At 70.6% G+C, this 22,420-nt stretch carries 15 protein-coding genes; 8 read left to right on the forward strand and 7 right to left on the reverse strand.

All coding sequences use genetic code 11. From position 1 onward, the window contains the following. Positions 1–109: 109 nt before the first annotated feature. Complete coding sequence (locus AB0N76_RS13280; protein ID WP_363556371.1) at positions 110–301, reverse strand: hypothetical protein; 192 nt, start codon at positions 299–301, stop codon at positions 110–112. A gap of 372 nt (positions 302–673) precedes the next feature. Between AB0N76_RS13280 and AB0N76_RS13285 the strand changes: the two genes are divergently transcribed. Further along, on the forward strand, positions 674–1,420 hold the full coding sequence (locus AB0N76_RS13285; protein WP_363556373.1) for a phage Gp37/Gp68 family protein: 747 nt from the start codon (positions 674–676) through the stop codon (positions 1,418–1,420). Here the strand turns inward: AB0N76_RS13285 and tcmP are convergent. Continuing rightward, a complete protein-coding gene (gene tcmP / locus AB0N76_RS13290) occupies positions 1,410–2,561 on the reverse strand; it encodes a three-Cys-motif partner protein TcmP (protein WP_363556375.1) in 1,152 nt (383 codons plus the stop codon). The two genes, AB0N76_RS13285 and tcmP, sit on opposite strands and share 11 nt — an antisense overlap. Before the next feature lie 171 nt (positions 2,562–2,732). Continuing rightward, entirely contained in the window at positions 2,733–3,098 is a 366-nt protein-coding gene (locus AB0N76_RS13295; RefSeq protein ID WP_363556377.1) for a metalloregulator ArsR/SmtB family transcription factor, read from the reverse strand. A 95-nt stretch (positions 3,099–3,193) separates the two neighbouring features. Here AB0N76_RS13295 and AB0N76_RS13300 point away from each other — a divergent pair, with 95 nt between their 5' ends. Further along, positions 3,194–3,940: an SDR family oxidoreductase gene (locus tag AB0N76_RS13300; RefSeq protein WP_363556379.1), complete on the forward strand. Its 747-nt coding sequence runs from the start codon at positions 3,194–3,196 to the stop codon at positions 3,938–3,940. Between the two features lie 57 nt (positions 3,941–3,997). Here the strand turns inward: AB0N76_RS13300 and AB0N76_RS13305 are convergent, their stop codons facing one another. Beyond that, positions 3,998–5,488, reverse strand: a complete 1,491-nt coding sequence (locus AB0N76_RS13305; protein WP_363556381.1) for an FAD-dependent oxidoreductase — start codon at positions 5,486–5,488, stop codon at positions 3,998–4,000. Positions 5,489–5,524: 36 nt separating this feature from the next. Continuing rightward, positions 5,525–5,683, reverse strand: a complete 159-nt coding sequence (locus AB0N76_RS13310; RefSeq protein WP_363556383.1) for a hypothetical protein — start codon at positions 5,681–5,683, stop codon at positions 5,525–5,527. Positions 5,684–6,203: 520 nt separating this feature from the next. On the opposite strand from AB0N76_RS13310, the gene AB0N76_RS13315 reads away from it, so the two are divergent. The 4 genes from AB0N76_RS13315 (at position 6,204) to aepY (ending at position 16,204) form a co-directional block, all read left to right on the forward strand. Beyond that, the gene (locus AB0N76_RS13315; RefSeq protein WP_363556385.1) at positions 6,204–13,241 is read left to right on the forward strand and encodes a type I polyketide synthase; all 7,038 of its coding nucleotides are present in this window, start codon (positions 6,204–6,206) and stop codon (positions 13,239–13,241) included. Next, positions 13,238–14,293, forward strand: coding sequence for a ketoacyl-ACP synthase III family protein (locus AB0N76_RS13320; RefSeq protein ID WP_363556387.1), 1,056 nt, complete (start codon positions 13,238–13,240; stop codon positions 14,291–14,293). The genes AB0N76_RS13315 and AB0N76_RS13320 overlap by 4 nt, the downstream gene beginning before the upstream one ends. A 109-nt stretch (positions 14,294–14,402) precedes the next feature. Then, entirely contained in the window at positions 14,403–15,101 is a 699-nt protein-coding gene (locus tag AB0N76_RS13325) for a VTT domain-containing protein (protein ID WP_363556389.1), read from the forward strand. Beyond that, complete coding sequence (gene aepY, locus AB0N76_RS13330; RefSeq protein WP_363556391.1) at positions 15,098–16,204, forward strand: phosphonopyruvate decarboxylase; 1,107 nt, start codon at positions 15,098–15,100, stop codon at positions 16,202–16,204. Before AB0N76_RS13325 ends, aepY begins: the two co-directional genes overlap by 4 nt. 78 nt (positions 16,205–16,282) lie before the next feature. Here the strand turns inward: aepY and AB0N76_RS13335 are convergent, their stop codons facing one another. Together AB0N76_RS13335 and AB0N76_RS13340 are read right to left on the reverse strand one after the other, a co-directional pair. Then, positions 16,283–16,663, reverse strand: coding sequence for a metalloregulator ArsR/SmtB family transcription factor (locus AB0N76_RS13335; RefSeq protein ID WP_363556393.1), 381 nt, complete (start codon positions 16,661–16,663; stop codon positions 16,283–16,285). 159 nt (positions 16,664–16,822) lie between these two features. Beyond that, complete coding sequence (locus tag AB0N76_RS13340; RefSeq protein ID WP_363556395.1) at positions 16,823–18,388, reverse strand: MFS transporter; 1,566 nt, start codon at positions 18,386–18,388, stop codon at positions 16,823–16,825. 513 nt (positions 18,389–18,901) lie between these two features. On the opposite strand from AB0N76_RS13340, the gene AB0N76_RS13345 reads away from it, so the two are divergent. Both AB0N76_RS13345 and AB0N76_RS13350 read left to right on the forward strand, forming a co-directional pair. Then, positions 18,902–19,633: a hypothetical protein gene (locus AB0N76_RS13345; RefSeq protein ID WP_363556397.1), complete on the forward strand. Its 732-nt coding sequence runs from the start codon at positions 18,902–18,904 to the stop codon at positions 19,631–19,633. A 247-nt stretch (positions 19,634–19,880) separates the two neighbouring features. Beyond that, positions 19,881–22,391 (forward strand): molybdopterin-dependent oxidoreductase, encoded by a 2,511-nt coding sequence (locus AB0N76_RS13350; RefSeq protein ID WP_363556399.1) that lies wholly within the window; start codon positions 19,881–19,883, stop codon positions 22,389–22,391. The last annotated feature ends 29 nt before the right edge of the window (positions 22,392–22,420 follow it).

Here is a 22,420-nt window from a genome sequence, read left to right on the forward strand (position 1 = left end):
TGTCCGTTGTAAACCCGCCCGGCACCAGACATACAACCCGTCGGCGGGGCAGCTTCAAGCGGGGGGGGGGGGCCCGCGTGGCCCCCAACCCCCGCGCAACCTCCCGTACCTACGCAGCTCGCATCTTCTGCTGCCTCACCCAAGCCTGGACCTCAGACACCTTGAACTGCAGCTTGGCGTTCCTGCCGCACCCGAACTTGTAGGGCACGAGCCCGAGCCGGGGAGCGTCGCGGTATACCCAGGCGAGCGACATGTTCAGATACGTCGCGGTCTCCTTGGCACTCATGAACTGTTCCGGCACGGCGCCTCCTGCATGAACGGACCGAAGTTTGCGGAACACGAATATCGATGAATGAAGGTGGCTTGGTCTCGCCGTCACCGCGTGGTAGGGGTACTGCAACGCCACCCCATCACCGCTGGCCGCACCGAGAACTCTTCGAAAGCAAGGTGAGGCGCAAGGGCGGGCTGGCTCCCGGGCTCTGCATATCGGTCAGCGGCTTCACCACCGGGGCTCGCACGAGTACGACCGTCGCACGACCTTCAGCACGATGGGCGGCGGCGACCAGCCAGGTTCGACAGGCTCCGGTCAGCGGAGGATGGTGGTCCCGGATAGGGATCGCGGGCGGCTCTCAGAGACAACGCCTGTGAACCACAACGGAGATCGGGAGCGGCAGTGGGCGATCGCAGCGGAATCGAGTGGACGGAGGCCACGTGGAACCCCACCACAGGGTGTGACCAGGTGTCGGCCGGGTGCGACAACTGCTACGCCCTCACGCTTGCCAAGCGGCTGAAGGCCATGGGGGCGGCGAAGTATCAGAGCGACGGCGATCCCCGGACCTCCGGACCCGGATTCGGCCTCGCCCTTCACGCGGATGCACTCCGGGTACCATACGGCTGGCGCAGCCCGCGGACGGTTTTCGTCAACTCGATGTCCGATCTGTTTCACGCCCGGATTCCGCTCGACTTCGTCCGCCAGGTGTTCGAGGTGATGGCGGAGACACCGCAGCACACATACCAGGTGCTCACCAAGCGGGCCCGTCGGCTGCGGCGCGTGGCGGATCGGCTCGAGTGGCCATCCAATCTGTGGATTGGCGTGTCCGTCGAAAGCACGGAGGAACTCGGCCGGGTCGACGACCTTCGAACGGTCCCCGCTGCCATCCGATTCCTGTCCTGCGAGCCGCTGTTGGGACCGCTCGACGGTCTGAAACTCGACGGCATCCACTGGGTCATCGCGGGGGGCGAGTCCGGGCCAGGCCACCGGCCGATGGAAGTGGCCTGGGTCCGGGAGCTTCGCGACGCCTGCCTCCGCGAGGAGGTGGCGTTCTTCTTCAAGCAGTGGGGCGGGCGCACGCCCAAGTCTGGTGGCCGCGTCCTCGACGGACGAACCTGGGATCAGCTGCCGCTGCCGGTCAGTACCTGACCGGCGGTCGCACTTCGAGGTTCTTGATCCTCGATCCCTTTCCGTCGCTCGGGGTGGCGCCGGCCGCGTGCAGGTGCTGGATCGCTTTGCGGGCCACGGTTTCCGGGACCTGGCCGTAGTAGTCGCCGAACACCTCGACCGTGTGCTCGACGAGCTTGAACGGCCGTCCCAGCTGCAGCAGCGTCCGGATGTTCTCGGCGATGGCCGGCACAGCTTCCTTCTGCACCCTCGCCGGGTCCGGCCGTTGAATGGTCGCCAGCGGAATCAGTGCGTTGTCCTTTGCCTCTTCCTGCAGCACGAGACCCTCCCACCAGGTGTCACGGGCACGGGCATGCGCATCGCCGAAGACCCACAGACCGTGGTTGCTCCGAGTCCCAAAGACCAGGTTGTAGACGGCCTTCTGCCCCGGCCCCTTCGTAACGGGCACCGAGACCATGCGCATGCCGGTCTCCCGTCCTAGACGCAGGCTGTACTCGGCGGCTACCTTCTCGTCCGCGTCCTGCGTGTAGCCGTCCGCGAAATGGCGGCGCCACCACGTGCCGCCGCACACGGCGTCGAGGCGCTCGTTGGTCCGCTCATTCCCCTTCGACGACTGCGAGTTTCCTCCGATCCGGCGCACCGCCATCATGCTGAAGTTCAGCAGCAGCTCGGTAGGCGGCCAGGACGCGGTGCTCCGCCGACGAGCGAGGATGTCGACCAACTGCTCGAACGGCAGCGCCAAGCCACAGGGGTCGAGGAACAGGAAGAGCGGTCGGCCGACCGCAGCGGCGAGCACCTCGTCGACCAAGCCCAGCACGTCGCCGTGGAACGCCCGAGCGTCCACCCCACGAGCGCGGTATTCCCCCACCAGCACTTCGAGTTGGGTGAACGAGCCCACTGCCTTCTCCGCGAAGAAGCACGTCCAGTGGATCAAGCCCTTGTCCTGATGATCAGCTGCCACTCTGAGCACGCGGTCAGCGGACCCGGACTCGCCGTTAAGGTAGCGCCCCTCCCCCGCATAGCCGTCCAGGTAGACGACCCCTCCACCCGGCGAGCCGGTCATTCCGCCGAACTGCGGTATGTACCGGCTCAGCAGGTCGTGCTTGAACCTGCTGGGCAGCGCCGGCGCAGCCCAGTACTCCCCCGAGGTGCCCTTCGACATCCGTCCCCTCCTGGCCCGACACCCGCACGAGTCGTCGACCGTTACAGAGTGGGCCTGCAAAGTCCGACACGTAAAGAGCTGGTGCCGACACAACGGCCCCATCCCCAAAGACGATGGGCGCCGAGGGACTGGGCCGGGGTAACGCAGGATTCAACGGCAGGACTTCGTACCTCAGTCCGATTCCCGGAGCATGCCGGAGAGCGCGGCCAGGACCGACGGGGCGACGCGGTAGTAGATCCAGGTGCCCCGGCGGTCGGAGGTGATGAGGCCGGCCTCGCGGAGTCGGCGGAGGTGGTGGCTGACGGTGGGCTGGGAGACGCCGACGTCCTGTATGTCACAGACGCAGGCTTCGCCGTCCGGGTGGGAGGCGATCTTGGAGAAGAGCCGGAGCCGGACCGGGTCGCCCAGCGCCTTGAACATCGCGGCCATGACCTCCGCAGCTTCTTCGGAGAGTTCCTCGCTGGTCAACGGTGCGCAGCAGGCCTGCACCGGCGTGGCGGATTCGAGGGTGGCGACCGTCCCGAGCGGCTTCGACATGCCCCCATGTTGACACTCCCGATCGAGTAGTGCCAGGATCCGCTGATTAGACATCTGTCTAATCATGGCACCACCGGACGACGGGCGGGGAGTCAATGCGGACTGCGGTCATCACCGGGGGAAGCAGCGGCATCGGAGCGGCAACCGGGAAGGCGCTGGCCGGCGCCGGGTTCAAGGTCGTGCTCACGGCGCGGCGAGCGGATCGGCTGAGCGAGGTGGCCCGCGAGATCGAAGCGGCCGGCGGCCACGTCGCGACCGCCGCACTGGATGTGACGGACCAATCGGCAGTCGAGAAGTTCGCCGGGAGGATCGACCGGTGCGATCTTGTCGTCAACGTCGCCGGCGGAGCCTTCGGCACCGAGACCGTCTCCACGGCCGATCCGGCGGACTGGCGGCGCATGTACGAGGTCAACGTGCTGGGCTCGCTCCAGGTCACGCAGGCGCTGCTGCCCAAGCTGATCGAGAGCGGTGACGGAACGGTGGTGATCCTCACCTCGACGGCCTCGTTCACCGCCTACGAGGGCGGTGGCGGCTACTCGGCGGCGAAGCATGGCCAGCACGTGATCGCGGCCACGCTGCGTCTTGAGCTGTCCGGACACCCGGTTCGCGTCATCGAGATCGCGCCCGGGATGGTGGAGACCGAGGAGTTCTCGTTGAACCGGTACCGCGGCGATGCCGGGAGGGCGGCCGAGGTCTACGACGGGCTCGACGCGCTGACCGCGGCGGACGTGGCCGAGGCGGTCACCTGGGCGGTGACCCGGCCGTCGCACGTCAACGTCGATCTGCTGGTGGTGCGACCGCTCGCCCAGGCCGCCCAGCACAAGGTGCACCGGCGCGCCTGAGCGGCGGCGACCGACCAGTGGGTGGTGCCGCCCGGGAGCGGCACCACCCCGTCCGGTTCAGCCGCAGTTCGGAGCGCTCGGCACGTCGAACTGTTCGGCCGCGAAGGCCGCGAGCTGCAGCGCCGCCGTCTCGTCGACGCCGAGTTCGGCGGCGGCCGCCAGCACCGCGTCCGCCGCCGTGGGCGAGGTGCCCAGGTGTTTGGCAGTGGCGTGCAGAAGCTGCTCGTGCCGCTCCGGGGTGAGCCCCAGCCGGGTCGCCAGCGCCGCACCGCCGGACACGACCGAGCACACCCCCGTCTCGGGGAGCCGGAGCTCCACCGACCTCGCCGACTCCATATCCCCGGCGAGGGCCGCCGCGATCGAGCGGACCTGCTCGTAGCCGGTGAGCATCAGGAAGGTCGGGGCCCTGCCGTAGCTCTTCATGCCGACGGCGAAGTAGCCCGGCTCCGGATGGGCGAGCTCCGCATAGCCGTGCGGGGTGACCGTGCCGCAGGAGTGGTGGTTCGGATCGATCAGCCGGGCCAGCGGCCGGACGGCCTCCATGATCGGGTCGAGCTCCAGGCGGAGTTCGGCGGCGATGCCGAAGTCCGGGCGATAGCCCGTCGCGGCGACGATCCGATCGGCCACGATGACCGTCTCGTTGCCGTCGGCCTCCCGCGAGACGAGCTCGACGCCACCGGAGGCGGGGTCCGCACCCAACGGCCTGATCGCGGACGTACGGAAGTTCGGCGCGAGTGCGATCCTCCCGGAGTCCACCAGGAGCTTGATTCCGGAGCCGAGGGCGCCGCGGGCGGGGAGTTCGTCGTCCGAGCCGCCGCCGAACGAGCCGGCCGGGTCGCTCGCCCGGATGGCCCAGGTGATCCGCGTGCCGGGCTCGCCCTTGGCCAGTTCGGCGAGGGCGAGCAGCGTGGTCGCGGCCGAGTGACCGGCCCCCACCACCACGGTGTGCTGGCCCGCGTACCGGGCCCGCTCGCTCCCGAGGACGTCGGGCATGGCCGACGCGACCCAGGGCCGGGCGTCGTGCTCACCGTGCGCGGGAAGGCCGTTGGCGCCCAGCACGTTCGGCTGAGTGAAAGTGCCGGAGGCATCGATGACCGCGCGGGCGAGTACTTCCTCCCCCGTCTCCAGCCGGAGCAGGAACGGCGTCCGCTCCCGCCCCGCCGAACGCATCCGGTCGATGCCCTGGCGGGTGATGGCGGTGACCTTCGCGCCGTACCGGACGTGCGGAGCGAGGGCCGGCACTTCGGAGAGCGGCCCCAGGTACTGCTTGATCAGCTCCTCGCCGGTCGGCAGTCCGGACGCCTCCGGTTCGCTCCACCCGGCCGCGGTCAGCAGACGACGCGCGGCCGGATCCGTATTGAACTCCCATGGGCTGAACAGCTGGACGTGCCCCCAGGCACGCACGGAGGCGGCGGCTTGATCGCCGGCCTCCAACACGACGAAGGGCAGGCCGCGTTCGGACAGGTGGGCGGCGGCGGCAAGGCCCACGGGGCCGGCTCCGATGACTGCCACCGGCAGGTCCGGGCTGGGGCTGAGCGAGTCGGCCACGGGCAGTGGTCCTTTCTCACATGAGGGCGAACGCGGTCAGCAGGCGGGCGTGATCTCATCCGCAGGCCCATCGGGCGCCTCCGCGGCGGCCGCGGCCCGGGTGGCGGCGGCCTCGCGCCACTCATCGAGAGCGGCACAGCAGCTCGCGTGCGACTCCTCCGCCTCGATGGACGTGGTGGTGTCCTGGTCCGCCATCGTGACCCCCTAGCAGCGGCCGGACCATCCCGTTCGGCCGACCGACATCCGGATGAAGGATGAGAAAACGGGACGACTCGTCCCGGCATTGCCATAGATAGACACATACCTAATCAAGACCAGGGTGACCCTTGATTCGATAGATGTCAACTTACATTCGAGCCCTTATCGCGTGTGACGATGGTCACACTTGACCTCGTTGCGAACGTCGATTCGGAGTGTCAATCTCGATACACGTCGAAGCAACGGGGGAAGGTCGGCAGCGACCGGACGTGCACACTGACGTCGCCTGACCATTCGTCACCAAGCCCGATTCCTGGCCTGGTTGATTCTTCAGAGCGCCCATGCGGCATACGCCGGAGCGGTTGGCTCTGTCTCCACGCGCAGTGGCGCCGACGCCGCCTGCCATCGTGCCCTCTCACCGTCTTCACGCCCTGTAAGCAGAGAAGTGCCGCGCCCGGACCGCACGCCTCTCCGCCGCAGGAAAGACATCCAGGTACCGCTTGGAGAGGACGCGTTCATGCCCGTCGACAAGCCTGCACCGCCGCCCGCCGAGAACACCGGGCCCACCCAGCCGATCGCCATCATCGGGATGGCCGGCCGATTCGCCGGAGCCTCCGATCTGCACGCCCTGTGGGAGCTGCTGGTCGAGGGAAGAGACGCCATTCGAGACATCCCCGCAAGCCGGTACGACATCGATGCCGTCTACGACCCGGAGCCCCGCAAGCCCGGACGGACCGTCAGCCGATGGGGCGGACTGCTCGACGGCATAGCGGAGTTCGACACCGAGTTCTTCGGCATCTCCCCTCGGGAGGCCGACCGCATGGACCCCCAGCAGCGGCTGTTACTGGAGATCACCCATGAGGCGCTCGAGGACGCGGGCCAATCCCTCGACCGCATCAAGGGCACCGACGGGGGCGTGTTCGTCGGGCAACTCGGCGGAGACTACTGGCACTTGCAGTACCGCAGCACCGACCGCCTGGATCTGTACGCGATGACCGGCGCCGCCTCGCGCGCCATCATGTCGGGCCGGCTCTCGTACGCCTTCGACCTACGGGGCCCCAGCCTCACCGTCGATACCGCATGCTCCTCCGCGCTGGTGGCCGTCCACAACGCGGTGCAGGCGTTACGCCTGGGCGAATGCGGACTCGCCATCGCCGGAGGGGTCAACCTCGTCCTGCTGCCCGAGGAGGGCATCGTCTACTCCGGTGCGGGCATGCTCGCCAAGGACGGCCGCTGCAAGTTCGGCGATGCCACGGGCGACGGATTCGTCCGCAGCGACGGCGTGGGAGCCGTCGTCCTGAAGCCGCTCGACGCCGCCCTGGCCGACGGGGACCGGATCCGGGCCGTCATCCGTGGCTCCGCGATCGGCAACGACGGGCAGAGCAGCGGGTACCTGGTCACCCCGGCCGTGGAGGGCCAGCGCGACGTCCTCGTCCGGGCCTACCGGAACGCGGGAATCGACCCGGCGGACGTCGACTACATCGAGGCCCACGGCACCGGTACGTCCGTGGGCGACCCCGTCGAGCTGGAGGCGCTGGCGGACGTCGTCGGGCGCGGACGCCCGGCCGAGCAGGCGGCCCTGGTCGGCTCGATCAAGACCAACATCGGTCACGCCGAAGCGGCCGCGGGCATCGCCGGGCTGATCAAGACCGTGCTATGCCTGGAGCACGGCACGGTCCCTCCGAACCTCCACTTCCGCACACCCAATCCCGCCGTCCCCTGGGACCGGGTACCGCTGAGCATCCCCACGACCGCGATCCCGCTGCCGGACCGGGGACGGCCCGCCCTTGCCGGGGTGAGCAGCTTCGGCTTCTCGGGTACCAACGCCCACATCGTCCTCGAAGCCGCGCCGCCGAATCCGAGCACCGCGGCGGCCGGCGGCGGAGACGACCGCGCCGAACTCCTCACCCTCTCGGCGAGGTCGCCCGAGGCCCTGGCCGAACTCGCCACGCGCATGGCCGACCATCTGACGAGCGGCCCCGGGCGCGCACAGTCCCTCCTCGACATCTGCCACAGTGCCGCGCTGCGGCGCTCGCACCTCGACTCCCGACTCGCCCTCGCCGTCACCGGCCACGAGCAGGCGGCCGAGGCCCTGCGGGTCTTCGCCGACGGGGAACAGGAGCCGGGCCTGTCGGCGAGCGACTACACCGACCCGGAGAGCCGCCCTCGCATCGCTTTCGTCTTCCCCGGCCAGGGTTCGCAGTGGGTCGGCATGGCGCGCCGGCTCCTGGAGGAGGAGCCCGCGTTCGCCGGAGCACTGGCCGCCTGCGACGAGGCCATCGAGCGCGAGACCGGGTGGTCGGTCCTCGACGTAGTGCTCACCGCCGACGAGGCCGGGCTGAACCGACTCGACGTCATCCAGCCGACGCTGTGGGCCATCGAGATCGCTCTTGCCGCGCTCTGGCGCTCCTGGGGCGTCGAGCCGGACGTGGTCATCGGCCACAGCATGGGTGAGTCGGCAGCCGCCTACGTCGCCGGCTCGCTGAGCCTGGCGGACGCCGCCGCCGTCATCTGCCGTCGGAGCCGGCTGGCCAAGCGGCTGACCGGCCTCGGCACCATGGCCTGGGTGGCGCTGCCCGCTGCGGAGGCCGCCGCCGCACTGGCCGGGTACGAGGACAGCGTCGCCGTCGCGGCGGCCAACAGCCCCACGGCAACCCTGCTGTCCGGTGAGCCGGCCGCACTCGCACAGGTGAGTGCGGCCCTGGAGGCACGCGGGGTGACCGTCCGACCGGTGAAGGTCGACTTCGCATCGCACTGCCCGCAAATGGACGCGCTTCGCGACGACCTCCTGGCGGAGCTGGCCCACCTCGCCCCGCGCGCCGGCACCGTACCGATGCATTCCACCCTCCTCGACGAAGTCGTCGACGGCTCCGGTCTGGACGCCGAGTACTGGGTGCGCAACATCCGCGAACCCGTCGACTTCGTCGGTGTCGTCAGCGGACAACTGGCGCTCGGTGAGACGGTGTTCATCGAACTGAGCCCACATCCGATCCTCGCGGGCAACATCCGGGAGACCGGTCGCTCGCTCGGTCTGGACACAGTGGCGGTGGGCTCGCTCCGGCGGCACGAGGACGAACGCTACGAGCTCCTGACCTCGGCCGGTGCCCTGCACACCGCGGGTGTACCGGTCGACCTCGGCGCCCTCACGGCAGGCGGCCGCTACGTCCCGCTGCCGTCGTACCCGTGGCAGCGCACGCACCACTGGCTTCCCGAGGACAGCCCCGCCACCACGTCCGCGCCCCATGCCGTGCCGACGCCACCGGTCCCGTCGCACCCCCTCCTCGGTCCGGAGGCCACCGTCGACGGACCGGCCCGCGCATGGGAGGGACCGCTGGACCTGACCCGGAACGCCTACCTGATCGACCACCAGGTCCAGGGTTCGATCATCCTTCCCGGGACGGCGCACCTCGAACTCCTCGCGGCCGCGACCCGCGCCGTGCTCGGCGACGCACCGCTCGCGCTGGCCGACGTCCGCTATCACCGCGCGCTCTTCCTCGACGAGGACGGCCCGGCGCCGACCGTCCGGGTCACCCTGTCACCGACCGACGACGGGCAGCTCGCCGGTCGGGTGCTCAGCCGGACCGGGGACGACGAGTCCTGGACCCTCCACACGGAGGCCACCACCCGGGCACTCGACGATCCCGCCCCACCTGCCGGAGAGCCCGTCCACCTCGTCCGTGCCCGCTGCACGGAGCACCAGACCGGTGCCGAGTTCTACCCGTGGAACGCCGAGCGCGGAAACCAGTGGGCGGGCACCTTCCAAGGCGTCAGCGAGCTCTGGCGCACCGACGGTGAAGTCCTCGCGCGCGTCAGCTGCCCGCAGGCGCTCCTCGACGGGCTGGACGCCCATGTCTTCCACCCCGCCCTGCTGGACTCCGGCGCGCACGCGGTGGCCGCCGCCCGGCCCGCGACCGTCCCTGGTCAGGACAACGTCTTCGTCCTCGGCGGCATCGAGGAGATCCACCTGTACCGCTCCCCCGGCACCCGGTTGTGGAGCCACGCCCGACTCGTCCCGGTCGAACGCGCCGACTCCTTCGCGGCCGAGCTGACGATCCGGGACGACGACGGCGAGGTCATCGCCGAGGTCCTGGGGATCCGCCTCCAGTACCTGGCCGGCTCGGCGCCCGCGCTGCTCGCCGATCAGGCGGTCGAGCCCAGGAGTGAGCCGAGCAGCGACCGAGCGCCGACCCCGGCCGGCGTGGCCGGCGCTTCCTCCGAGCTGCTGTACGACCTCCGGTGGGAGCCGGCACCCGCCCGGCCGGACGCCGACGTGGCGAGCGAAGGCAGCTGGATCGTCCTCACGGACAGCGGCCCGACCGGCCGGACGCTGGTCAGGGAACTGGCCGGCCGGGGACAGCGGGCGGTTGTCGTCACCGTGTCCGCCGGGTACCAGGCCGGCGGGGCGGACCGTTTCCGGATCGACCCGGCCAACCCGGAGCACTACCGCGCCGTCCTGGCCGATGCCGCCCTCGACGGCGGCATCCGCGGCGTCGTCCACCTGTGGGCGCTCGACGCCACGCCCGGGCTGGATGCCACCGCACGCGAGATCGCGCGGGCGCAGTTGCTCTCCTGCCACAGCGTGCTGCATCTGGTGCAGGCGCTGGACGAGATCGGGCTCGACTCGCCCGAACTCTGGCTGGTCACCCGGCACGCCCAGTCGACCGACCCGGCCGACCCCGTCTCCGCGCCCTTCCAGGCTCCGCTCTGGGGCCTCGGCCGCACCCTCGCCGCCGAGCACCGGTCGTGGCGCACCCGGCTTGCCGACGTCGACCGGGACGCCGCCAGCCTCGGCGCGCTGGCCGACCTGATCGTCCACCCGGATGCCGAGGACCAGATCGCGCTGCGTGGCGGTCGGCGGCTGGCTGCCCGCCTGGTCGCACGCGCTGCCCCCGGCTCCGCTGCCGAGCCGACCGTCAGGGTGTCCATCCAGAGGCCCGGAGTCCTGGACGATCTCGGGCTGGAGGCCGTCACGATCCTGCCGCCGGGGCCCGGCGAGGTGGTCCTGAAGGTCTCGCACGCCGCGCTCAACTACCGCGACGTGCTGATGGCGATCGGCATGTACCCCGGCCAGGGAGAGGAGAGCCCCAGGCTCGGCTGGGAGTGCGCGGGTACGGTCGAGGCCGTCGGGCCGGACGTCGACGAGGTCGAGGTCGGCGACCGGGTCATCGCCTTCACCGACGGGGCCATGGCCACCCGGGTCGTCACCAAAGCCGTCCTCACCGCGCCGATGCCCGCCGGGCTCACCCCCGCCGAGGCCGCGACCCTGCCGGCCTCCTACCTCACGGCCTACCACGCCCTGCACGGCCTGGCCGACGTCGCCCCCGGCGACCGCGTCCTGATCCACTCAGCGACGGGGGGAACCGGCCTGGCCGCGCTCAACGTCGCGCGGTGGAAGGGCGCCGAGGTCTTCGCCACGGCCGGAAGCGCGGAGAAGCGCGCTCTGCTTCGGGAACTGGGGGTGCAGCATGTCGCGGACTCGCGGTCGCTCGCCTTCGTCGACAGCTTCCGACTCGCCACCGACAAGGCGGGGTTCGACGTCATCGTCAACACCCTGGCCGGGGAGGCCATCCCGGCCAACCTGTCGCTGATGGCACCGTACGGCCGCTACATCGAGCTCAGCAAGCGGGACATCATCGAGGACGAACCGCTGCCGCTCGGGTTCTTCGCCCGCAACCTCTCGTTCCACGCCGTCGACCTCGTGCACATGGTCCAGCACCAGCCCCGGCGGGCGGGAGCGCTCCTGCGGGCGGCGGCCGAGCTGGTCGGCCAGGGGGTTCTGCGACCGCTCCCGTTCCAGGAGTTCCCCGCCGACCGGGCGGCCGAGGCGTTCCGGCTGATGTCCCAGTCCCGGCACACCGGCAAGATCGTGCTGTCGTTCCCGGACGTTCTTCCGGACCACCGGTCCGTGAGCCGGCCCGTCGACACGGTCGGTTCGGACACGCCGATCGTCCTCGGCTCCACCGGCACCTACCTGGTGACCGGCGGCGCCGGCGGCATCGGTGGGCGGCTCGCAACCTGGCTGGTCGAGCACGGCGCCCGGCACCTGCTCCTGACCGGCCGGAGTCCGCTGCCGGATCCAGCGGCCGTCGTGGCCGAGGACCATCCACAGGCACCGGCCGTCGCCCTGCTCCGCGACCTGGCGGAACGCGGCGCCGAGGTCGAGTACGCGGCAGTCGACGTCGCCGACCTCGACGCCATGCGGTCCTTGCTCGACGGGCGCGCCCAGGCCGGCAAGCCGCCGCTGAGCGGTGTCCTGCACGCCGCTGGCACCATCGACTACGCACCACTGCGGGACTTCGACACGGGCCGGTTGGACGCGGTGCTGCGGGCCAAGGTCACCGGGGCGTGGAACCTCCACCGCCTGACCCGAGACCTCCCGCTCGACCTGTTCGTGCTGTTCTCCTCCGGGTCCGCACTATTGGGCTCCCCCTTCCTCGGGGGGTATGCGGCGGGCAACGCCTTCCTCGACTCCCTGGCCCATCACCGGGACGCCCAAGGCCTCCCGGCCACGGTGGTGAACTGGGGCTTCTGGGAGAGCGTCGGCATGGTCGCCCGCAAGGAGCGGGAGGACGGCCGCAGCCTGCTTCCGCGCGGCATGGGGTCGTTCACCCCCGACGAGGGGCTCTCCGTCCTGGGCCGACTGCTCGACGCGAAGGCTCTGCACACGGTCGTGCTTCGGGCCGACTGGCCGACCTGGGCCCAGGCGTATCCGGCCGCTGCCGACGCACCTCTGCTCCACCACCTGACGGGCTCGGCCACCGCGGTTCCGGCTCGTGCGCTCGTGCCCACCGGGGCGGCTCGGACGTCACCGGCTCCTGCCGAACGGGAGCAGGACAGCCCCGCCGAACCCGTGGAGGCCGTCGACGACCTCGGTCCGATCCAGGAGTTCCTGGTCGCGGAGGCCGCGCAGGTGCTCGGACTGCGGCCGGAACGCATCAACGCCAACCGGCCCCTCCAGCGCATGGGCATGGACTCCCTGATGGCCGTCGAGTACCGCAACCGCATCGAACGCCGCTACCGCCTCAAGCTCCCCATCGTCGAGCTCCTCAAGGGCGGCACCATCGCCTCCGTCACCCAGGCCCTCGCGGCCGGACTCGCCGATTCCACGGGGGCGGAACGACCCGTCGCCGCTGCTCACCCCGCGCCCGCCGAGGCTCCTGCCGCCACACCGCCGGCTCCGGTGGCCGCAACGCCGGTCGTCGAGCCGGCCACGCCCGCACCCGTGCCCGTCGTGCCGACACCCTCGGAGCCGGCGACACCCCTCGAACCGTCCGACGCCGTCCAGGAGTTCCTGGTCGCAGAGGCCGCACAGGTCCTCGGACTGCGGCCGGAACGCATCAACGCCAACCGGCCCCTCCAGCGCATGGGCATGGACTCCCTGATGGCCGTCGAGTACCGCAACCGCATCGAACGCCGCTACCGCCTCAAGCTCCCCATCGTCGAACTCCTCAAGGGCGGCACCATCGCCTCCGTCACCCGGCTCGTCCAGGAGGGGTTCCCCGTACAGACGACGGCCGACGAACCGGCCGCCGCCGAGGAGGTCACCGCACCGTGAAAACCCCCGAGATCTTCATCGCCGGGCTCGGCACCTACCTGCCGGAGCTGTTCGACGCACGGAAGGCCGTCGCCCTGGGGCTCTACGACGGCGAGGACTACGAGTGGTACGGCTGGAAGAGCGCGGCCGTGGCCGGTGACATGCCCGCACCCGACATGGCCGTCACCGCGGCCCGACAGGCGATGCGGCGCTCCGGCCTGCACCCGCACGACCTGGACCTCCACATCCATGCCTGTGGCCACGAGCAGGGCCCTGAGGGCTGGTCGGCGCAGCACTACATCCTCCGGCACATCACCGACCGGGACATCCCGTCCTTCCGGGTCTGGCAGGCGTGCAGCGGGCTGATCGGCTCGTTGGAGCTGGCGGCCTGCTACCTGCGGGCCGTGCCCGAGCGGTCGGCGGCACTGGTCACCGGGGCCGACAACGTCGGGACGCCCTCGTTCAACCGGTGGGACTTCGGTATCCAGAACGGCGTGGTCGGGGATGCCGCAAGCGCCGTGGTGCTCTCCACGACGGGCGGGTTCGCCCGCCTGCTGGCGATCAACACCGGTTCCACCGCCGAGGTCGAGGAGCAGTATCGGGGCGCGGAACCGCTGTTCCCGCCGTCGCTGACGGTCGGCCGGTCGATCGACTTCAAGGAACGGCTGGCAGCCGCCGGCGGGTTGGAGGAGACCGTCGCGGAGGTGGTGCGCCGGCAGGGCGAACTCCGCACCGAGATCGCTCTCAGGACGCTCGCCGAAGCCGACCTCGACGCCGCGGACATCACCCGGGTCGCGCACGTCTTCACGGGCCAGGAGAGCTATCTGAAGGTCATCCTCGACCCGATGGGCCTGCGCCCCGAACAGGGCCTGCTCGACTTCGGCAGCCGGCTCGGCCACCTGACCGTCAACGACCAGATCGTGGGCCTCGAACACCTCGTGGCCACCGGCCAGGTGGGCGCGGGCGACCACGTTCTGATCGTCGCCCACGGCGGCGGGGTGTCGATCACCTGCGCCGTCGTCCGGATCGAGGCCCGACCGGACTGGTCGAGAACCTCCTCCCCGCTCACCTGACCACCGGCCGGGGCCGGCGCGACCGCTGTGGTCCGCCGGCCCCGGTCGCGTCGTGCCCGCACCACCGCACGGTTCTCCTTCCAACCCGTCTGTCGAGAGGTCACCACCGATGACACAACTAGCGGCCGGGTCAGGGCTCCTGGACCCAGAGCACCTGGTCTCCAGTTTCGGTCTGCTGGGAATCGCGGTCCTGGTCTTCGCGGAATCCGGCCTGCTCGTCTGCGCCGTCCTGCCCTTCCTCCCGGGTGACTCCCTGCTGTTCACCGCCGGGCTGCTGGTCGCCGGCGGCGGCTTCGTGGAAGACGGTCTGTGGCTGGTCTGCCTGGTGGCCACGGCAGCCGCCATCGTCGGCGACCAGGTCGGGTACCTGTTCGGCCGGAAGGTCGGCCCGAGTCTCTTCCGGCGTCCGGACTCCCGCTTCTTCAAACGCGAGAACGCCGAGAAGGCGCACGCCTTCTTCGAGCGCCACGGCGCGCGTTCACTCGTCCTCGCACGGTTCGTGCCCCTGTTCCGGACGTTGACGCCGATCATGGCCGGCGTCGGCCGGATGGACTACCGGGCCTTCCTGACCTACAACGCCCTCGGCGGTGCCCTGTGGGGATGTGGGCTCACCGTTCTCGGGTACTTCCTCGGACAAGTGGCCGTCGTCCGTGACAACATCGAGGCCGTCCTCATCGGCATCATCGTGCTCTCCTTCGCGCCGCTCCTCGTCGAGTGGCGCCGGGGCCGTCGCGCCCGGGCGCGGCAGGCGGCGGCCACAGCCGACGAGGTCCCTCCCACCCAGCGCGAGCAAGGAGTCCAGCAGTGATTTCAGCCGAGGTGTTCTGCGAGGAGCTCACCCGACGCGGGTTCACCATGGCCACCGGTGTGCCCTGCTCGTCCTTCGGCGGACCGATCGCCCTGTTGAGCCGCGACACCGACACCTACGTCCCGGCGGCCAACGAGGGTGCCGCGGTGGCCATCGCGGCGGGCGTCGCCCTGGCCGGGGGCCGGCCGTACGTCATGCTGCAGAACTCGGGCCTGGGCAACCTGATCAATCCGCTCACGTCGCTGGTCGCGACCTACCGGATTCCGCTCCTGATCTTCGTCAGCCTGCGCGGTTGGCCGGACCCGGCCACCGACGAGCCGCAGCACGCGGTCATGGGGCCGTCCACGCACGCCCTGCTCGACGCCGTCGGGGCACCGCACCACACCCTGCGCGCCGACGACGACCTGGCCCGCTTCAGCGAGGTCTTGGACGCCGCGCAGAAGGACCTCGAAGCGCAGCGGCCCGTCTTCGTGCTGGTCGAGCGGAAGGCCATCGGCACCGTCCCCGCCGAGGTCGACACCGGGCGGACGGGCGTGCCGAGCGCCGACGCGATGCGCCTGATCGCCGAACTCGCCCCCGAGGCCGCGCTCGTGGCGACGACCGGCTACACCGGGCGGGAGCTCTTCGCGGTCGCGGACCGGCCCGGCGCCTTCTACATGCAGGGTTCCATGGGGCACGCCTCGGCGATCGGGCTCGGCGTCGCCCGAACGCGGCCGGAGCGCACGGTGATCGTCCTGGACGGCGACGGAGCCGCGCTGATGCACCTGGGGACCCTGTCCACCATCGGGCACGCGGCGCCCCCGAATCTGATCCACGTGGTCCTGGACAACGGCGCACACGAGTCGACCGGCGGCCAGTGCACGACGTCGGGGACCACGTCCTTCGCGGTCGCCGGCACCGCCGCCGGCTACCGGGGCACCGCCGAGTGCCGCAGCCTCGACGAGGTGCGCGAGGCCGTGCGCGAGGCGCTCGACTCGCCCGGCCCGCACCTGATCTCCGTCCGCACCCTCCCCCGGACCGGCGTCATCCCGCCGCGGGCGACGAGCGCGCTCGGCGCGGAGGACATCCGCGACCGGTTCGCCGCCTCGCTCCGGGAGGACTGACCGGCCGCAGCAGCGGGGCCGGTCCCGTCACCCACGCGGGCAACGGGACCGGCACCGCCTCCGGCTTCCGGAGGTCCTTCACTCCGCGGCGCGTGGCTGGAGACAGGCTGCGACGCCCTCCGGGTCCATCGCCGCCAGACTCGCGAGCACCCGCACCGGCTCGGCCAGCGCGGGGCAGCAGAGCACGTACTGGTTGCTCCGGCCGCGCGGCACGGCCTCGATCAGCTCCTGCTCGCGCAGTGGCGCCAGGTGGTGACTGACGAGCGTCTGGCTGAGACCGGTGGCCTCCTGCAACTCCTTGACCGTGCGCGGCCTCTGAGCTATCAGCAGGATCAAGGTCAGCCGGGTCTCGTCGGCCATCGCACGGAGCTTCGGAGTCAGTACCTTGGCCCGCTCGCGCTCGTCGAGCCAGTGGGTGGGATCGCTGACGGCCACCCTCAGCTTCGCCGGCTGCGCCATGGTCCGCCTTCCTCGTGGGGCGACGCCGTCAGCGCCCGGCGGGGCGGCCGACAGCAGTCACGCATTGCCTTCCTGGGGCTTGTGCCGGGAGCGCCGACGAACCGCCCGTTCGCTGCCGAGTCTACGCTCCGGCCGCCCATGACAGTGGCCCACCAGGGGTCAGAGACCTGCCGGCGCGGTGCCCTCGGGGCTCTGGGCCGCAGCGGCCGGTTCGCCCACTTCGTCGACGCCGACCGTACGGCCGCGCGGGAGCGCCAAGGCAGCCACCAGCGCTCCGACCACGGCCACCGCGACGGCGATCGAGAGCGTCCCCGCGAACCCGTCGACGAAGGCGTCCTGAGCGCCCTCCAGGAGGCGACGACCGGCGTCGCCACCGAGCCGGCCGGCGACCGCTGCCGCGCCCGCCACCGACTCCTCCACCGCCCGACCTGCCTCAGCGGGCAGCTGGTCGACGTTCGGCAGGCCGTCGCGGTAGAGCGTCGCGATCACACTGCCGCTGATGGCGATGCCGAGCGCGCCACCGATCTGCATCCCGGTATCGGCGACCGCGGAGCCCGCCCCGGCTTGCTTGTCGGAGGAGAGGATGAGGATCGCGTCCACCGCTGCGGGGAGCGCGATGCCCATGCCGAGGCCGAACACGGCCAGTCCGATGAGCGCCTGCGCCTGGGCGTCGGCACCGACACCCGCCAGCAGACCGAGGCCGGCGGCGCAGAGCAGCAGCCCCACCACGACCGTGCCCTTCAGGCCGATGCGCTCGACCAGCTTCGGCGAGGCCGGCGCGCCGACGATCATGGTGCTGATCGCCAGCATGCGGATGCCGGCCGCCAGCGGGTCGAGTTCCAGGACGGACTGCAGGTACTGCGTGAGCAGGAACAGACCGCTGTAGAGACCGAACGAGACGCAGGTGATCGCCAACGCGCTCGCGCCGTACCGGCCGTTGACGAAGAGCCGCACGTCCAGCATGGGATTCGGGGTCCGAAGCTCCCAGACCACGAACGCGACCAGGAGCACCAGGCCGAGCCCGAGGGCGCCGAAGGTCACGGGGTCCGTCCACCCGTTGTGGGGTGCCTCGACGAGCCCGTAGACGAGGGCGACGAGCCCGCCCACCGACAGCAGCGCCCCCAGGAGGTCCAGTCCGGGGTGCCCGGCGGCCTTCGACTCGGGGATCAGCAGGAACCCGACCACCAGTGCCAGTACCGCCAGGGGCACGTTGATGAGGAACATCGAGCCCCACCAGAAGTGCTCGAGGAACAGTCCGCTCACCACCGGGCCCAGTGGCACGCCGATGGCCGCCGCGCCGGACCAGATGCCGATCGCCTTGCCCTGCTCCTCCACCGGGAAGACGTCCCTGATGATCGCCAGGGTGGCGGGCATCATCAGCGCCGCCCCGACGCCCATCAGAACCCGGAACAGGATGAGCCCGCCGGGCGACGTCGCGAAGGCCGCGGCCAGTGAGAAGGCGGCGAAGACCACGATGCCGACAGCCAGCAGACGCTTGCGGCCGAACCGGTCGGCCAGTCCGCCGGCCATCAGCAGGAGTCCGCCGAAGGCGAGCGCGTAGCCGTCGACCGTCCACTGCAGTTGGCTGGTGCCGGCGCCGAGGTCCGTCTGGATGCTCGGCAGGGCCAGGTTGAGGATGAGCGTGTCCAGCCCGATCAGGACGAGGCTGAGGCACAGCACGGCCAGGATCTTCCAGCGGCACTGGTGCACGATGTCGCGGTCCACGGGGGAGCCTTCCTCTGAGAGCCCCGACCGGCGAGGCGAGTCCCGCCGGATAGGGATGCTGGCGCGGATTTCCTTGGGAGATGACCCAGTTGGGCCACGCAGCGATTCAACAACGCCAGCCGCTATCAACAGTAGATGCTGTTGATAGCAGACCTGACTATGAACCAGATCCGGCCAAGATCCGACAAGCCCCCTGACAGGCCGAGACGACCGCGCGCCCACCGTCGCCACCCGGAAGGGGCCCGCCAAGGGTGGCCGATACCCGCCTCCAAAACTTTTATGGTCATCGATAAATTGAGCGAAGAGCGATGCGGATGACACCCCTGAGGGCTCCGCATCCGACGGGGGAAGGACCAGAAGCCGCGATCCGCTCCACCGGGAGTGGCACTCGCGCCGGCGTTCCGAGGCGACGCTTCGGGCCGGCCCCCACTGTGCGTCACCACGCGCCGGCCGAGCTCACCAGCCGAGAGGCCACCGACCGGCGTTCGCAGCCCGCACCGAAGGGGGAATCCGTTGTCCTCATCCAGCCTCCCGCGCATAGCGCTCGTGGGCGACCACGGCAACCACAACGAGCCGGCCCATCCACGGATCGACGAGATGGTGCCGCACCTGCCCGTCCAGGCCACATGGGTGCCGACGGTCGACATCCACGACGCGGCGGCCCTCCAGGGGTTCGACGCCGTCTGGCTGGTCCCGGGTGCGCCGTACTTCAACCAGCGCGGCGTGCACCTCGCGATCCGGCACGCCCGCGAGAACGGACTGCCCTTCCTCGGCACCTGCGGCGGGTTCTTCAGCGCGTTGATCGAGCACGCCCAGAACGTCCTGCACCTGCCGGCGGCCGAAGGGGTCGACGAGAACCCGGACAAGATGCTCCCGCTGGTGACACCGCTCAAGTGTTCCTTCCGCGGCGAGCGGGCCCCGCTCCGGATTCGGGAGAACTCGCGGATGTCATCGATCTACGGTGGCTCGACCGAGGTCGAGGAGGTGTTCCACTGCGACTACGGCCTCACCGAGGACTTCATGGACGCCGCCAATCAGGGGCAGCTCAGCTTCAGCGCCTGGGACATCGACGGCGCGCCACGCGGACTGGAGATCGCCGGCCACCCGTTCTTCGTAGGCACTCTGTTCCAGCCCGAACTCTCCTCGACGCCCGAGTCCGTCCACCCGATCATCCGGACGTTCATCGAGACGGTCCTCCTGACCAGCGGCGCCACCGGGAGAGCCGCCGCCAAGGACGCGGCCTGACCCCACTCCGGGACCGCCGGAATTCATCGAACTCAATTCCTGATCAATGGCATCTCGGGAGCGCCCCACCGCCCTCGGTGAGGCGCCCTGAGGCGTGCCCGGAAATGGCCCTTCAAGAGAGTCGGGGCATGTCCGGATCACTTTTGGTGATTTTCCGGAATAAGCCACCTCGCGAACGGCGATGGCCGTTATTGTCTCTACCTGTTCGGCGGCCCAGAGCAGCGCCTGAGGCAGGAGATGATCATTCATGCGCGCCAAGAGGAGCGACGTGTCCCGGCGGAGATTCGTCCAGGGCACGATCGTCGGAGGGGTGGGACTCGGCGCGCCGGCCCTGGGCTCCTCCTCCGCGTCGGCCGAGGCAGCTACCGGGGCAGCGGAGCACCCTGGGGAAGCCACCGCCCCGTTCGACTTCACCACCGGCTCCGCCGCCCTCCAGCCCGATCGCACGGTGGCCACCGCCTGTCAGTTCTGCAACTCCAACTGCCGCCTGAACGTGGACCTCAAGGCGGACCGCGTGATCGCCGTCCGCGGCGAGGACGAGGACCCGGTGCAGGCCGGCGGCCTGTGCGTCAAGGCCGGTCTGATGCCCGAACTGGTCTACAACCAGGACCGGTTGACGAGACCACTGCGCCGGGTTTCGGGCCGCAAGGGCTCCCCGGACTCGAAGTTCGAACCGATCTCGTGGGACGAGGCCCTGGAGACGATCGCCGCCAGGTTCCTCCGACTCCGCGACTCCGGGCAGGCGCACACGATCGCCAACCGCACCACCGGGCGCCTCCCGCGCGGCACCGGCTCCCTGGTCGCCCGGATGTTCGCCATGCTCGGCAGCCCCAACAACACGGACGTCGGCCCGGTCTGCAACGACGCCGGCGGCGACGCCCTGGCCATGACCTTCGGCCTCGGCAACTTCACCAACGGGTACGGCGTCGACCCGGCCACCGGCGGACAGGACCTGGGCTCCGCCCGCTACCTCCTGTTCCTCGGCACCAACCAGGCGGAAACGCACCCGGTCACGTTCGAGCACCTCCTGCGCGAACGTCGCCGGACCGGCGCCCGGCTCACCGTCGTCGACCCCCGGCTCACGCCCACCGGCACCCAGGCCGACCGCTGGGTGGCGCCCAAGCCGCACACCGACTTCGCGCTCGCGCTCGCGCTGCTCCATCACATCGTCACCAACGACCTCCACGACCAGGCCTTCGTGGACCGCTGGGTGACGGGATTCCCCGAACTCCGCAACCACCTCGTCAAGCACGGCTACACACCAGCCTGGGCGGCAGGGGTGACCGGCGTTCCCGAGGAGACGATCACGGCGATCGCGGAGGAGTACGCGACGGCGAAGCCCGCGGCGATCTTCTGCAACGCCGGCGTGTCGCATCAGCTGGGCGCCTTCGACACCTACCGCGTGCTCGCCTTCCTGGCCGCCGTCACCGGCAACATCGGCGTGCCCGGCGGTGGCTGCAACTTCATGCACAACACCTGGCCGGGCGATCTGCACCTGCCGCCACTGAAGGCCCGGGTACCCGACCTCACCACCGCGCTCCCCGTCGGCCCCGACTACTTCGCCGAGTCGATCCTGACCGAGCGCCCGTACAAGCTGCGGGCCGTCGTCACCCAGGGCAATCCGCTGGTCTCCTCCGCCAACTCCGGCCGGGTGCGCCAGGCCTTCGAACAGCTGGAGTTCTACGTCTACACCGGCCTGTTCATGGAGGAGGCCGCCTACTACGCCGACGTCATCCTGCCGGTCTGCAGCGGCCTGGAGTTCGAGGGCGTCTACATGCGGCGCGACGACCGCGGCATCCGCTGGCAGGACCAGGTCGTCCCGCGCGTCGGCGAGTCGAAGCCCGACTGGGAGATCTGGATCGGCCTCGCCCAGGCACTCGCCGAGCTCGACCGGAAACGCCCCCCGACCGACTGGACGGACGCCTTCCCCACCTCGTGGCTCGACTACCGCAACCTCTGGCGCGAGTTCGTGACGCACACACCGGCCATGGGCGGCATGGGCGAACAACGCCTTCGCGCACGCAGGGAACCGCTGCGCTGGCCGTGCCCCGACGACGGCCACCCCGGGGTCTCCACCCTCTACCTCGACCATCCGACCTGGTACCGGGCAACCGAAGTACTCACCGGCAAGCAGGGCCGGCGCTTCCTGACGCCCAGCGGGAAGATCGAAATCACCACCCCTGAACTGGAGGCCAGGCTGGCCACCGCCGGCCACAGCGCCCTCCCGATGTTCTACACCCACCCCGAGGTCACCGGTGGCCACCCCACCGTGCGCCTCGGCCGAACCTTCGTCCCCAATCCGATCAACCCCCAGGCGCTCACCCACCCCGCCGCCCTCGGAGTGCCCGGGAACGGCCGGGTCCACCGCGACTTCCCGCTCATGGGGATGACCGGACGCCCCAGCGTGGTCCACTTCGCATCGGTCACCCACTGGACCCACACCGGCAAGCAGCTGAACGGCGTACGCCTGATCCAGATCCACCCGCGGGCCGCGCGACGCGCCGGCGTCGCCGACGGCGACACCGTCCGGGTGGAGAGCCCGCGCGGCGCGGTCACCGGGACGACCCTGCTCTGGGAGGGCATCCGCGAGGACACCGTCTTCGTCCCCAACACCTTCGGGCCCGCCCAGCGCGTCGGCGACGCCTTCGGCGACCCGCGCTACGAGCCCGCCAACACCCTTGCCGACGACGGCTTCTACGACAACCTGTCCGGCCAGCAGGCGTACAAGTGCTTCGCCTGCCGGGTCGTGAAGGCCTGACCGCCCCCCTTTCCCCCATCGGATCCGCC

The organism is Kitasatospora sp. NPDC093806, assembly GCF_040683335.1.
GTDB lineage: Bacteria > Actinomycetota > Actinomycetes > Streptomycetales > Streptomycetaceae > Kitasatospora.

Excerpts from the sequence above, each read along its gene's own strand:
- AB0N76_RS13310 (WP_363556383.1), bottom strand. The coding sequence starts at position 5,683 with ATGGCGGACCAGGACACCACCACGTCCATCGAGGCGGAGGAGTCGCAC.
- AB0N76_RS13295 (WP_363556377.1), bottom strand. The coding sequence starts at position 3,098 with ATGTCGAAGCCGCTCGGGACGGTCGCCACCCTCGAATCCGCCACGCCG.
- AB0N76_RS13350 (WP_363556399.1), top strand. The coding sequence starts at position 19,881 with ATGCGCGCCAAGAGGAGCGACGTGTCCCGGCGGAGATTCGTCCAGGGC.
- AB0N76_RS13300 (WP_363556379.1), top strand. The coding sequence starts at position 3,194 with ATGCGGACTGCGGTCATCACCGGGGGAAGCAGCGGCATCGGAGCGGCA.
- AB0N76_RS13335 (WP_363556393.1), bottom strand. The coding sequence starts at position 16,663 with ATGGCGCAGCCGGCGAAGCTGAGGGTGGCCGTCAGCGATCCCACCCAC.
- tcmP (WP_363556375.1), bottom strand. The coding sequence starts at position 2,561 with ATGTCGAAGGGCACCTCGGGGGAGTACTGGGCTGCGCCGGCGCTGCCC.
- AB0N76_RS13325 (WP_363556389.1), top strand. The coding sequence starts at position 14,403 with ATGACACAACTAGCGGCCGGGTCAGGGCTCCTGGACCCAGAGCACCTG.
- AB0N76_RS13315 (WP_363556385.1), top strand. The coding sequence starts at position 6,204 with ATGCCCGTCGACAAGCCTGCACCGCCGCCCGCCGAGAACACCGGGCCC.